The 12,594-nt window shown below is 69.9% G+C and carries 12 protein-coding genes; 4 read left to right on the forward strand and 8 right to left on the reverse strand.

Annotation, left to right across the window (positions count from 1 at the left end):
• Nucleotides 1-30 precede the first annotated feature (30 nt).
• From BJ988_RS25935 to BJ988_RS25950, 4 genes are all read right to left on the reverse strand, one after another.
• Nucleotides 31-1,371, reverse strand: a complete 1,341-nt coding sequence (locus BJ988_RS25935; RefSeq protein WP_179660723.1) for a hypothetical protein — start codon at nucleotides 1,369-1,371, stop codon at nucleotides 31-33.
• Nucleotides 1,372-1,450: 79 nt separating this feature from the next.
• A complete protein-coding gene (locus BJ988_RS25940) occupies nucleotides 1,451-2,332 on the reverse strand; it encodes a hypothetical protein (protein ID WP_179660724.1) in 882 nt (293 codons plus the stop codon).
• Nucleotides 2,329-2,691, reverse strand: coding sequence for a hypothetical protein (locus BJ988_RS25945; protein WP_179660725.1), 363 nt, complete (start codon nucleotides 2,689-2,691; stop codon nucleotides 2,329-2,331). The genes BJ988_RS25940 and BJ988_RS25945 overlap by 4 nt, the downstream gene beginning before the upstream one ends.
• Before the next feature lie 95 nt (nucleotides 2,692-2,786).
• The gene (locus tag BJ988_RS25950; protein ID WP_179660726.1) at nucleotides 2,787-3,962 is read right to left on the reverse strand and encodes a pyridoxal phosphate-dependent aminotransferase; all 1,176 of its coding nucleotides are present in this window, start codon (nucleotides 3,960-3,962) and stop codon (nucleotides 2,787-2,789) included.
• 237 nt (nucleotides 3,963-4,199) lie between these two features.
• Here BJ988_RS25950 and BJ988_RS25955 point away from each other — a divergent pair, with 237 nt between their 5' ends.
• Nucleotides 4,200-5,690: a potassium/proton antiporter gene (locus BJ988_RS25955; RefSeq protein WP_179660727.1), complete on the forward strand. Its 1,491-nt coding sequence runs from the start codon at nucleotides 4,200-4,202 to the stop codon at nucleotides 5,688-5,690.
• Between the two features lie 13 nt (nucleotides 5,691-5,703).
• Here the strand turns inward: BJ988_RS25955 and BJ988_RS25960 are convergent, their stop codons facing one another.
• A complete protein-coding gene (locus BJ988_RS25960; protein WP_179660728.1) occupies nucleotides 5,704-6,219 on the reverse strand; it encodes a LytR C-terminal domain-containing protein in 516 nt (171 codons plus the stop codon).
• A 29-nt stretch (nucleotides 6,220-6,248) separates the two neighbouring features.
• Nucleotides 6,249-6,542 carry a type II toxin-antitoxin system VapB family antitoxin gene (locus BJ988_RS25965; RefSeq protein ID WP_045551249.1) on the reverse strand — a complete coding sequence of 98 codons (294 nt, stop codon included), beginning with the start codon at nucleotides 6,540-6,542 and terminating at the stop codon, nucleotides 6,249-6,251.
• A 49-nt stretch (nucleotides 6,543-6,591) separates the two neighbouring features.
• On the opposite strand from BJ988_RS25965, the gene BJ988_RS25970 reads away from it, so the two are divergent.
• Together BJ988_RS25970 and BJ988_RS25975 are read left to right on the forward strand one after the other, a co-directional pair.
• Nucleotides 6,592-8,163 carry a helicase HerA-like domain-containing protein gene (locus BJ988_RS25970; RefSeq protein ID WP_179660729.1) on the forward strand — a complete coding sequence of 524 codons (1,572 nt, stop codon included), beginning with the start codon at nucleotides 6,592-6,594 and terminating at the stop codon, nucleotides 8,161-8,163.
• Nucleotides 8,164-8,206: 43 nt separating this feature from the next.
• Nucleotides 8,207-9,712 (forward strand): amidohydrolase, encoded by a 1,506-nt coding sequence (locus BJ988_RS25975; protein WP_179660730.1) that lies wholly within the window; start codon nucleotides 8,207-8,209, stop codon nucleotides 9,710-9,712.
• Between the two features lie 98 nt (nucleotides 9,713-9,810).
• On the opposite strand, the gene BJ988_RS25980 is transcribed toward BJ988_RS25975, so the two are convergent.
• Together BJ988_RS25980 and BJ988_RS25985 are read right to left on the reverse strand one after the other, a co-directional pair.
• Nucleotides 9,811-9,981 (reverse strand): hypothetical protein, encoded by a 171-nt coding sequence (locus BJ988_RS25980; RefSeq protein ID WP_179660731.1) that lies wholly within the window; start codon nucleotides 9,979-9,981, stop codon nucleotides 9,811-9,813.
• 193 nt (nucleotides 9,982-10,174) lie between these two features.
• Nucleotides 10,175-11,059 (reverse strand): spermidine synthase, encoded by an 885-nt coding sequence (locus BJ988_RS25985; protein ID WP_179660732.1) that lies wholly within the window; start codon nucleotides 11,057-11,059, stop codon nucleotides 10,175-10,177.
• A gap of 126 nt (nucleotides 11,060-11,185) precedes the next feature.
• Here BJ988_RS25985 and BJ988_RS31145 point away from each other — a divergent pair, with 126 nt between their 5' ends.
• A complete protein-coding gene (locus BJ988_RS31145) occupies nucleotides 11,186-12,550 on the forward strand; it encodes an RDD family protein (RefSeq protein WP_179660733.1) in 1,365 nt (454 codons plus the stop codon).
• Nucleotides 12,551-12,594 lie beyond the last annotated feature (44 nt).

Raw genomic sequence — 12,594 nt, forward strand, 5'->3', positions numbered from 1 at the left:
GGTGCCACACACCCTAGCGATCCGACACCTTCAGGCAAGGTACCCCAGACTGCGGATGCGGCTGATCTCGTCGCGGAGCTCATCGTGGCCGGCGTTGTCCGCCGCCCGTCCACCGGCGATGTAGTGGCTCTCGTGCGCCGCGGTGCCGTCGTAGACGACCGTGAACCGGTGTCCGACACCTGCGTTGATGAGCCCGCCGAGGAGCGCGACCGGGTCGGACCGGTCTTCCAGCGACAGCACCCGAGTGCTTTCCGGGACCCGCGGCGCTGCCGCGCCCGGAGCACCGACCGTGACCACCTGGTCCACGACGTACGCAGCCCCGGCTGCCGCAGCGATCGCCGCCGCCGCGGTGCCCCCTGCCGCAGCACCGACGAGCATCACGTGGGCGCCGGTCTCGACCGACTCCTCGATGGTCCGCGATGCGGTGGCGATGTAGGCGGAGAGGTCGCCGGAGACGAGCCGCAGCCGGCGGCTGCCGGTGTAGGGACCCGGAAGGTAGGCGATGTAGCGACCGGGGGCCGTCTTCTGGACCGCGACCCCGGTCTCAGTGGCCTCGAGGGTGCGGATCAGCTCCTCGATGGTGGCCGGGGTGTCCGCGGTGACGTCGCCGGCCGGGTCGTCCTCCTCGGCGGAGGCCAAGGCCCCACCGACGTCACGAAGCGCGTGCCCGGCATCGGTCGCGAACAAGTCGATGCCCGCCGCCCGCAGCGCCCCCGCAGCGGCCGCGCCGGCGTCGTCGCCGCGCGGGAAGTCGGCGGTGAGCAGCGAACGCAGCTCGAGCGACTCGAGCAGTCCGCCACCGGTGGCGATGTGGTCCATCAGCTCGGGATGACCCTGCGCCAGCTCGCCGAGGTATGCGGTTACGCCTTCGCGGTCGAGCGCGTCGGTCTCGATCAGGCCTGCGGACAGCAGCGACCCACCGAGCTCGACCTCGGGTGCGAGGTAGTCGATGGCGTTGGCCGCGATGGCGCCCAACGAGCTGCGGACCGCGCTCTGGAGCTCATCGATCCAACGGTAGGTCTGCACCGTCGCGCGCACCGAGAGCGCGTCGGCGTCGAGCGCCTGACCGAGCCCGAGCAGGCCACCCTTCTCGGAGGTCACCGCCCGGATCTCCTCCTCGGCCGGCTCCCAGGTCTTCGGAGAGAGTGCGGCGGAGGCGGTGACGTCGTCGTCGGCGAGGATGTCGGCGCCGAGCTCTGCCCACTCGCGCAGCTGCGCGCCGGCGTCGCCGATGGAGCCGGCCAGGCCGAGGATCTGCTCGTACTTCTCCTCCGGGCCGGCCGGCGTCGCCACCGAGTCGGGGGCGCCACCAGGAAGCGGGCCGAGGCGGTCGATCGGATCGTTGACCGGGTTGTTGGCTGGGTCGTTCATCGGACCACCTCCGTAGCGCAAGCGCCAGAATACGGACGCGGTCCGATGAATGCGTCGACGTTCACTCGCTGACGCTCGTTCATCGGACCACCTCCGCGAGGACAGGGGCAAGTTCTGCGGCGAGCTCGGACGGCTCCACGCTGGTGATCATCAGGGTCAGCTCTCCTTCGAGCGAGACCGTACGCATCGAGCGCCAGCCGTCGTTGACCAGCGTCCAGGAGACGGTGCCGATCAGCGGGTTCTCCGGGTCGGCGGTCGTCGCGACGACGGCGCGCAGGCGGCCGTGGGTCTCGTTGGACAGCGCCTCGAGGGCGCTCGCGACGACGACGTCGCCCTCGGTCAGCACGGGCACCAGGTCGCCGCGTCCGGTGCGCAGCGCCTCGAAGACGGCGTCAGCGGTCGCGAACGGGACCTCCAGCTTGTCGGGCACCACAGAGGTCAGCCGGGCGGTGTCGCCCGGCAGCGTGGCGGTGCGTCCGAGCTCGGCCGCCCAGGCCGCCGAGGGATACCAGGAGAGCTCGAAGACGAGCCCGTCCACGGTGGCCAGAGACGCGGCCGCCTCGCCCTTCTGTCGGTGCCAGGCGCGGCCACGCAGGCTGTCGACGGCGACATCGAGGTCGATCACCACCTCCGGGGTGGCCAAGAGCCCGAGGGCGCCGGCGATCCCGGCGTCGAGAGTGCCGTCGGGGTCGAGGAGGTCGCGCCGCTGCAGCGAGGTGCTGCCCTCGCCGAAGCCGGCGACGGCACGAGCCAGGGCCTCGGCCTCGGCCGCCGAGCGCGTACGCCCCAGCCGGGCGTCGAGCCCCTCGTCGCGGTGTGTCGCGACCTCGAACGGAATCGGAGCACCGATGCTCTCGCAGGCGTGGGTGAGCTCGGGAAGGGTCAGGCCGACGCGGCGAGGCACCCCTGCCCACGGCTCGGTCGGCGCGCTCGGCGCGGGACCCAGGTCGATCGTGGTCATCGTAGGGTGACCTCCAGCCAGTCCTTGTGGCCCGGCGCAGGGGCCTCGAATCCGTCGAGCTCGCCGTCAGCGATCAACACCTCGGCGCGAGCCTCGGCCTCGGCGATCTGTTCCTTGAGCAGGTCGACCTGCTTGAGATGCTTGGCCAGCGTGTCGGCCGCGCGGTCATGCTGCTCGGCCACGCTTCGCAGCGCGGTGGCTCGCTCCTTCATCCGTCCGCGGAGGGACTCAGCGGCCCGGCCGTGCCACGGCACGGACTCCGCCTGCACCACCAGCGTGTCGGCACTCGCTCGGATGTCGTCCGCCTGCTCTCGCAGACGGCTCACCCGACGACGGATCACGTCGCTCTCGCCGTACATATCCCTCCTCGGACAGGTCTCTGTGATGGTCCTACCCCGCTCGCACGGTTCCTAAACGTAAAATCGTGAACTTTCTCAAAACCGATCGCGACGTCCTAGCGAAGGACGGCGGAGAGGCGGTCGAGGCTCTGCTCGATCTCGGCGGTGGAGCCGGCGAAGGAGAGGCGTACGAAGCGGTGTCCTTCGACCGGATCGAAGTCGACCCCCGGAGCCATCGCGACACCCGTGCGGTCGAGGATCTGGTGGCACCACGACATGGTGTCGTCGGTCCAGCGGCTCACGTCGGCGTACACGTAGAACGCCCCGTCGGCCGGCGCCATCTCCGTCACCCCGAGCGAGCGGAGGCCGTCGAGGAGGACACCGCGGTTGGTGGCGTAGCGCGTCACATGAGAGTCGAGCTCGGCATAGGCGTCCGGGGTGAACGCCGCGATCGCGGCATGCTGGGCGAGGACTGGTGGACAGATGGTGAAGTTGCCGACCAGGACGTCGATCGCACGTCGCAGATGGGCCGGGGCGAGCAGCCAGCCGATGCGCCAGCCGGTCATCGAGAAGTACTTGGAGAACGAGCCGAACACGACGGCATCGCGCGAGGTCTCCCACGTGCTGCGGCCACGGCCACCGTCACCGCCGTAGGTCAGACCGTGGTAGATCTCGTCCGAGATCAGCTGGATGCCCGCCTCCTCGCAGTAGCGCGCCAGCGCCGCCAGCTCTTCGGGCCGCAGCATGGTGCCGGTCGGATTGGCCGGACTGGCCACCACGAGCCCCTTCAGCCCGACCCGCTCGTGCAGCTCTCGCACCTGTTCCACGGTCGGCTGGAAACGCTCGGCCGCACCGGTCGGGATCTCGACGACCTCGCAACCGAGGGCCGCGAGCACGTTGCGGTAGCAGGGGTACGACGGCCGGGCCATCGCCACCCGGTCGCCGGTGTCGAACGCCGCCAGGAAGGTCGCCAGGAAGCCGCCGCTGGCGCCCGTGGTCACGACGACGTCGTCGGGGGAGACCTCGATCCCGTGCCACGCCCGGTGGTGGCCCGCGATCGCCTGGCGCAGCTCGAGGATGCCGGTGGCCGGCGTGTAGCCCAGCGGGTCACCGCTCTGCAGCAACCGCACCGCCTCGGCGCTGACCGCCTGCGGCGCGCCCGTGGACGGCTGTCCTGAGGTGAGCGAGATGAGATCGCCGTACGTCCGTTGCCGCTGGGCCGCCCGCTCGAGCATGTCCATCACGTGGAAGGGAGGCACGTTCGCGCGTCGGGCGACAGTCAGGCGATCCATAGGGGGAACATTAGGGTGTGGCCGAGACCTGCCTGGATGGCATGCGTCGTCAGGGTGCGTGCTGGCCAAGGCGCCGTCCCGAAGGCATACCGGGGTCTTTCGAGGGGCGGCAACGCCGGTCAGTGCGTGCCATGGCGGCGCAGGCCGCCAGGTAGGTCGCGGCCACGCCCTAAGATGCAGTCCCGGAGGTCATAGGGGGACCCACGACATGAGCGAGCCTCAGCGAGCGACAGTCTCATGAGCTTTGACGTCCATCAGCTCGACATGTTCGTGCTGATCGGCTCCTTGGTCACGCTGCTGGCGATCCTCGCGGTGCAGGTGTCGACGAAGGCTGGGCTCCCGTCGCTGCTGATCTATCTGCTGATGGGTGTCCTCCTCGGGGAGTCGGTGCTCGGGATCCGGTTCGACGACGCCGCCCTCGCCCACGCGCTCGGCTTCGGGGCGTTGGCGCTGATCCTGGCCGAAGGCGGTCTGACGACGTCGTGGAAGGACGTACGTCCCTCCTTCGGCCTCGGGATGATGCTGGCCACCGTCGGGGTGGTGATCTCGATCGGGGTCGTCGCGGTGGGTGCGCACTATCTGCTCGGGCTTCCCTGGCAGCTCGCCTTCCTGCTGGGCGCGGTGACCTCGCCGACCGATGCGGCCGCGGTGTTCTCGGTGCTGAGGGTGGTGCCGCTGCCGAAGCGGCTGACCGGCGTCCTCGAGTCGGAGTCGGGGCTGAACGACGCCCCGACCGTGGTGGTCGTGACGCTCATCGCCAGCGGCGCGATCGCGGAGAACCCTCCGATCGTCGTGGCTGGGATCGTGATCGGCGAGCTGCTGCTGGGCATCGTGGTCGGCCTGCTCGTCGGTCTCGGAGGGGCCTGGCTGATGCGACGGGCCGCGCTGCCCTCCGCCGGTCTCTACCCGTTGGCCGTGATGACGCTGGCGTTCCTCGCCTACGGCGGATCGGCGTGGCTGCACGGCTCCGGGTTCGCGGCGATCTACGTGGCCGCCCTGGTGCTAGGCAACGCCGACCTGCCCCACCGCGGCGCGACCAGGTCCTTCGCCGAGGGAGTCGCCTGGCTGGCCCAGATCGGGCTCTTCGTGATGCTCGGTCTGCTGCTCTCCCCGGGGCGTATCGACCTCCAGACGATCGGCCTCGCGCTTGCCGCCGGGCTGATCCTGACCTTCCTCGCCCGGCCCGCGTCCGTGCTGGTCAGCACGGTGGTCTCCCGGATGACGTGGCGGGAGACCGCGTTCGTCTCCTGGGCTGGGCTGCGCGGCGCGGTGCCGATCGTGCTCACCACCATTCCCCTCGCCGCGGGCGTCGACGGTGCCGAGGACCTCTTCGACCTGGTCTTCGTGATGGTCGTCGTCTACACGCTGCTGACCGGACCGACGCTGCCCTGGGTCGCTCGGGTGCTCGGGGTCGGCCGTCCCAACGATCCGCGCTCCCTCGATCTCGACGTCGCGCCGTTGGAGCAGATCGCGGCCGACCTCATCCAGCTCCGGATCCCGCGCGAGTCACGCCTCCACGGTGTCGAGATCAGCGAGCTCCGGCTGCCGTCCGGGTCGTCGGTGTCGTTGTTGATCCGCGACGGCCACAGCCTGGTCCCGGAGAGCACCACCGTCCTCCGCGCCCGCGACGTCATCCTGGTCGTGGTGCCACGTCACCAGCGTGAGCAGGCCGAACGCCGCCTCGAGTTGGTCAGCCGGAAGGGTCGCCTGGCCGGCTGGCTGCGCTGAGTCCGGACGAGCGTTACTCGACCGGAGGGCTGCAGATCGTGGCGTCGACCTTGGCGGTGACCGTCTTGTCGCCGCCGGCGACGTCGGGGAACTTCTCCCCGGTTATGACCACGATGCCGGGGATGTCGGACTTGGTCTCGACGATCTTCGCGTCACCGAGCCAGCTTGCGACGAGCGCGGCGGAGGGAGCGTCCTTGTCGGGCGCCCACACCTCGACGGTCTTCAGCTTGGTGCCGCGGGGCGCGTTGCCGGTCCGGCCCTTGACGAAGCCCGCATCGACGAGGTCCGTCATCGCCCGGGTGGCGAGACCTGCCCGGGTGCTCGCGTTGAGCACGGTCACGACCACCTGCGACGGGTAGACCTCGGAGCCCTTCTTCACCGGGGCGTCCACGCACGGCCCGACATCGACCTTCTGCGGGAACGGTGCGGTCATCGACTTCCATCCCCAGGCACCGGCCAGCGCGACCGCAACCGCGAGGACGGCGAGGATGATGAACGTACGAAGTCCCGTGAGGGCCGAATCGAGCATGTCGCCGAGCCTAACCCGCTGGTGCGCCTCTAGCCGAGGCTGTGTACGCGGGCGTGCAGCACGTTGCGCTGCTGAAGCGCGGCCCGGAGCGCCCGGTGGAGCCCGTCCTCGAGGTAGAGCTCGCCGTTCCACTCCACGACGTGGGCGAAGAGGTCGCCGAAGAACGTCGAGTCCTCGTTGAGCAGCGCCACCAGCTGGAGGGTGTCCTTCGTGGTCACCAGCTCGTCGAGGCGGACCGTCCGAGGAGGCAGCGCAGCCCACCCCTTGGTCGTCAGACCATGGTCAGGGTAGGGGCGAGAGTCGCCGACACGCTTGAAGATCACCCTCGTGACTGTATCGCCCTCAGGACAAAACCCAACATAGAGTCAGCCCATGACGGATGCTGCTGCACTCTCGGAAGCGGTCGGACCCGGCTATCGGTTCGAGGGCTCAGCCCTCGAGCTCGGGGTGCTGATGGCCGACGCCGAGACGTTGACGGAGACGCCGATCCGCGTCCCTCTGGGGATGCTGAACAGGCACGGACTGGTCGCAGGCGCGACGGGCACGGGGAAGACGAAGACCCTTCAGCTGCTTGCCGAGCAGCTCTCTGCGGCCGGGGTTCCCGTGTTCGCCGCAGACATCAAGGGTGACCTCTCCGGTCTGGCCGCCCCAGGTGAATCGAGCGAGAAGCTGACCGCGCGGGCGGCGTCGGTCGGGCAGACCTGGCAGGCACGCGGCTTCCCGGTCGAATACTTCGCTCTCGGCGGGGAGGGCACCGGTATCCCGGTCCGGGTGACGGTCGAGGCCTTCGGCCCGACGCTCCTGTCCAAGGTCCTGGGGCTCAACGAGACCCAGGAGTCCTCGCTCGGGCTCGTCTTCCACTACGCGGAGAAGGCCGGCCTGAAGCTGATCGGGCTCGACGACCTGCGGTCGGTGCTGCAGTGGCTGGTCTCCGCCGAGGGCAAGGCCGATCTCAAGGACCTGGGTGGCCTCTCGTCCGCGACGACAGGGGTGATCCTGCGTACGCTCATCGCCTTCTCGGACCAGGGCGCGGACGAGTTCTTCGGCGAACCGGCCTTCGCGGTCACCGACTTCATCCGCAACGACGGGGACGTCGGGATCATCTCGCTGCTCGAGCTGCCCAACCTGCAGGACCGGCCGGCGATCTTCTCGACCTTCCTGATGTGGCTGCTCGCCGAGCTGTTTCGGGCGCTGCCCGAGGTCGGCGACATCGACAAGCCGAAGCTCGTCTTCTTCTTCGACGAGGCTCATCTGCTCTTCAACGACGCCTCCGACGCGTTCCTGGACCAGATCTCCACCACGGTGCGGCTGATCCGCTCCAAAGGAGTCGGGGTCTTCTTCGTCACCCAGAAGCCGACCGACGTCCCTGACGACGTGCTCGGTCAGCTGGGCTCGCGGGTCCAGCATCAGCTGCGGGTCGCGACGCCCAACGACGCCAAGGCGCTCAAGGCGAGTGTCAACACCTACCCGACCTCTTCCTACGACGACCTCGGCGCCGTCATCCAGACGCTCGGGATCGGCGAGGCGATCGTGACCGTCATGAACGAGCGCGGTGCGCCGACGCCGGTCGCCTGGACGCGGCTGCGGGCGCCCGAGTCGCTGATGGCTCCGGTAGAGGCCGCCGCCATGGAAGCCGCCGTCGCCGGGTCGCCGCTGGCGGCGAAGTACACCGCTGCCGTCGAGGTCGAGTCCGCCGCAGACCAGCTCGAGGTGAGGAAGGACGCCGCGGCGGCCGCCGAGAAGGCCGAGGCGGAAGAGAAGGCGGCCGAGAAGGCGGAAGCGAAGGCGGCGAAGAAGAGCGCTCCGAAGAAGTCCTCGGGCTCACGATCTCGCTCTCGCGACGACGACTCGGTGGTCGAGACGGTGGTGAAATCCACAGCGTTCAGGCAGGCCGCGCGCACCGCCGCCAGAGAGCTCGTCAGGGGAATCTTCAAGCGGCGCTGATTCTGATTCGCTCGGGGACGGGCGGAATCCTTATCGTCTGCTCATGCCCGACCTTCTCCTCCGGAACGTACGCATCGTTCCGCTCTCACCCGGGGCGAACGCGCCCGCCGGGGTGGTTGACGTTCTCGTTGCCGACGGTGTCGTGGCGGCGGTCGGAGAAGGCCTGTCCAGACCGGACGGCGTCGAGACGTACGACGCCGGCGGCCGCTGGCTCGTGCCGGGTCTCTGGGACGCCCACACCCACCTCGGCCAGTGGACGCTCCGGGCCAGCCGGCTGGACCTCCACGGCACCCGCTCGCCTGCCGAGGCGCTGGCGCGGGTGGCCGCGGCCGCGCGCGCCCTCGAACGGCAGAGTGGGCCGGGCGAGGCGATCGTCGGGATGGGCCACTCGGCCGGCACCTGGGACCGCTGGGGCAACGTCTCCGAGCTGGACTCGGTCACCGGCGCCATCCCCGCGATCCTGGTCAACCACGACTTCCACCACGCCTGGCTGAACACCGCGGCGCTCGACGCCGTGGAGCTGCCCCGGCGTGAGGACATGGTGCAGGAGACGGAGTGGTACCAGGCCTATCCGCGCGTCGCGGAGCTCTTCGAGTCCAACGGGAGCACCCCGGCGGCCTACCGTCGGATGCTGAGTCGGACCGCCGCGCTCGGGGTGGTCGGGATGACCGACTTCGAGGTCGGTGTCCGGCTGGACGACTGGCGGTCGCGGTGGACCTCCGGCTGCGACCTGGTCCGCATCCGGGTCGCGTCCTACGCCGACCAGCTCGACGATGCGATCGCCGAGGGCCTACGTACCGGCGACCCGCTGCTCGCCGGCGAGGACCGACTGACGATGGGGCCGTTGAAGATCATCAGCGACGGCTCGCTCGGCACACGGACAGCGTGGTGCTGCGACCCCTACGAGGACGACCCGGACAGCTGCGGGGCGCCGAACCAGTCGCCGGACGAGCTGCGGGGACTTCTGGGAAAGGCCCACGACGCCGGCCTCGAGGTGGCTACGCACGCCATCGGGGACAGGGCGGTGTCGGAGGCTCTGGTGGCGTACGCGGCGACGGGTGCGCGCGGGAGCATCGAGCATGCCCAGCTCGTACGTCGCGAGGACCTGCCGCTGATGGCTCGGCTCGGGATCACCGCTTCGGTGCAGCCGGCGCACATCCTCGACGACCGCGAGATGACCGAGGGCGTCTGGCCGGGGCGGGAGGACCGTTGCTTCGCGACCCGCTGGATGCTCGACGAGGGCGTACGGGTGACGCTCGGCTCGGACGCTCCGGTCGCGCCGCTCGATCCGTGGCTGGCCATCTCCGCCGCCGTCGGCCGCTCACGTGACGGCAAGGAGCCGTGGCACCCGGAGCAGGCGCTGACCGTCCAGGAGGCCCTGGCGGCCTCGGTCGACGGACAGCCCACGGTCGGTCCTGGGTCTCGCGGAGATCTGGCCGTGCTCGACATCGATCCGCTCCGGGCCTCCGTCGGCGACCTGGCCGCGATCGCCCACGGCGGGGTCGTGCTGACCACGGTCGGCGGGCGGGTCGTCCACCGCAGCGTCTAGTGGTGTGTCCTTCTGGGACGCGCCACCAGCGACCCCGAACAGCGCGAAGGCCCGGCCGTCATCGGCCGGGCCTCACGCAATGGATCTTCAGATGCCGGTCACGCGGACCAGCGCACCGAGTCGTCGACGAAGTCGGCGAACACGTGAACACCGCGCAGGTCCTGTCGCTCGTCCATGAGCTTGGTCAGGGCACTGGCGTGCCGGAACTTGAGGCTGTGCTGCTTCGCGGAGCTGTTCGCCTCAGGCTTGGTCGCGGTGAGTGTTTCCATCGAGGTCCCCCCTACAACGGATAGATCGTCTACATCGTGGTCTGTCCTGCGCATCAAGCATCCCGCCCGTAAGTCGCCGGCAGGTTGTTTGAACGTTACAAGCCGGTTTCGGTAAAAGAAATGCCTGACGATGCCTGTGCTGGTATCTGCCGAGCGATAGGGCTGAATCTCGCTAGACAAAGGCGACGGAAGGTCACTCCGACGCTGATCTGAGCGCGTCGACGGCCTGACGGGTCTGCTCGAGGAGCCGAAGCGCGGCGCTCGCGTCGGGCAGGTTCGGCTCCGGGGACCAGAGCTGGTCGGCGTCGCTGATCGGAGAGGCTCCGTCGATGATCGGGTCGAGGTCGGTCACCAGCGCGCCCTTCGACGGGTCGCCGGCCAGCGCAGAGCGGATCACCTCGCCGTCGATCGGGCACGCAGAGGCGATCAGCGTGGCGTTGCCGAACCTCGCGCCCGCGAGCGCGGACCCCTGCACGATCATCGCGACATGCTCGAAGACCGTACGCAGCGTGGCGAGCTCACGGCGGGTGAAGAGCAGCTCGGGGCCGGCGACGGAGTTCAGCACCAGCCGACCCTCCTCACGCAGTGCGCTCCGCGCTGCCGTCATGCACTCCAGCGAGGTGAAGGCCGGCGGGATCCGGTTGCCGGCGAAGATGTCGATGACGATGGCGTCGTGCTCCGAGCCCGGGTGGGCCTCCAACCAGGAGCGTGCGTCGGCCGTCTCCATGGTGATCCCGGCGGGAAGCGGGAACCGTGTCTTGGTGAGCTCGACCAGGGCGGGTTCGAGCTCGACGACCGTCTGGGTGGTCGAGGGCCACCGATGGGCGACTGCGCGGGGGAGCGCGAGCAGTGCGCCGCCCAGGTGTGCGGCCGAACGAGGTGCCTGATCACCGAGCGCCGCCAGCATCCAACGGATCGAGGCGAGCTTCGGCGGCTGCGCGGGGTCTCCGAGGTGGGACTGCGCGACGCCGTCGATCACGATGGCCCAGCCGTCGGGCTTGAGCACGAGGTCGGCGGTGCTGCCGTCCGAGAAGTCGATGCGCTCACGACTCCCGGCCGGACCCGGGGGTGTTGACATACATCGATCCTGCCAGACACCATCGCGCCCGGACCGGGACATTCCGGTAGCCTGCTGGCGTCGTTGATAGGCGCGGCAGTACTCGGGACATCGGGACTCGGACATCGGGCGTGAGGAGCTCTTGCGGTGGAGATATGGGAGGTCGCCGAAAATGACGACCGGATCGAGGGTCTCACCGCTGATGGCAAGCCGGACCCGGCGTACGCCGCATCGCTCGGACTGAAGGACGCGCCGCTGGGCAGGCGCGCGCTCGCGGCCGCCGTCGACATCGTCTGTTACCTGGTCCTGCAGGTCCCCTTGCTCGTCTTCACGTTCCCGCTGCTGCTGAAGCTGGCCCAGGGCAAGTTCGGCTTCGCCCGGTTCCTGAGCCACCCCGACTTCCTGCTGGCGGCCATCGCCGGCGGCACGACCATCCTGCTGACGCTGGTCTTCGTCATCGTCCAGATCGTCTTCCACGGCCGCCGTGGCGTCACGCTGGGCAAGTCCGTCGCCGGGATCCGCTCGATCAACGTCAAGACCCTCGAGCGGCCGGGAGCCGGTCGCGCCTTCCTGCGGGCCCTGGTCCTGTGGGGCTCCGGGATCATCCCGATCGCTCCGATCGTCTTTCTGGCCTCGCCACTCTTCGACAAGGAGAAGCGGAGCCGCGGCTGGCACGACAAGGTCGCTGAGATGTGGATGGTCGACGTGCGTGAGGGCCTCGACCCCTACGACGAGAAGCGGATGCGTATCGCTCGGAAGACGGTCGCGGCTGCGCCTGTCGCGGAGCGGAAGTCGCTGCCCTCGCTCAGCACCCCCAACGCGCAGGACGCCGGCAGCTACCGTCCCTCGGGCCGGGTCAGCGCCGGTGTGCTCGGCGTCTCCCGCCCGAAGGCGAGGCGCGAGGAGCCCGGGGTCTCGCCTGGCGGGGCGCTCGCGACCCCGCCCTCGGGGCCGGTGGCACCGAAGCCGGTGACCCCGGCGATCCCGCCGTCGCGCGCCGTGACGCCCAGCCAGGGTCAGACGGTGCCGCCGCCTCCGACCCCGACGCCCACCCCGGCTCCCACGCCCACCCCGGCTCAGACCCCGACACCGGCGCCGAACCCCACCCCGAATCCCATGCCGACCCCCGCCCCGGGCCACACCCCTGCGCCTACGACCGGCGGCCAGCCGCTTCACGGGCAGGAGCGCCCTCGGGGCATCATGCTCAAGGTCGACTCGGGCGAGCGGATCCCCGTGACCGGCCTGGTGCTGGTCGGCCGTGACCCCGCCCTGACGGAGAACACGCTGGGGGCGCGTACGGTCTCGATCATCGACGTGTCGGTCTCGAAGACCCACCTGTCCCTGCGCCCCAGCGGCGACGGTGTCGAGGTCACCGACCGAGGCTCGACCAACGGCACCGTGGTGATCCACGAGGGCGCCACCCGACGGCTGAACGCCTGGGAGCCGGTGCTCGCCCCGGTCGGCGCGATGATCCGGTTCGGCGACCGCTCGGCCCTGGTGCGTCGCGGGTGACCGCCGCCCCGCGAGCTCTTAGCCACATTGACGAGGGGAACCAA

It is taken from the genome of Nocardioides panzhihuensis, assembly GCF_013408335.1.
Classification (GTDB): Bacteria; Actinomycetota; Actinomycetes; order Propionibacteriales; family Nocardioidaceae; genus Nocardioides; species Nocardioides panzhihuensis.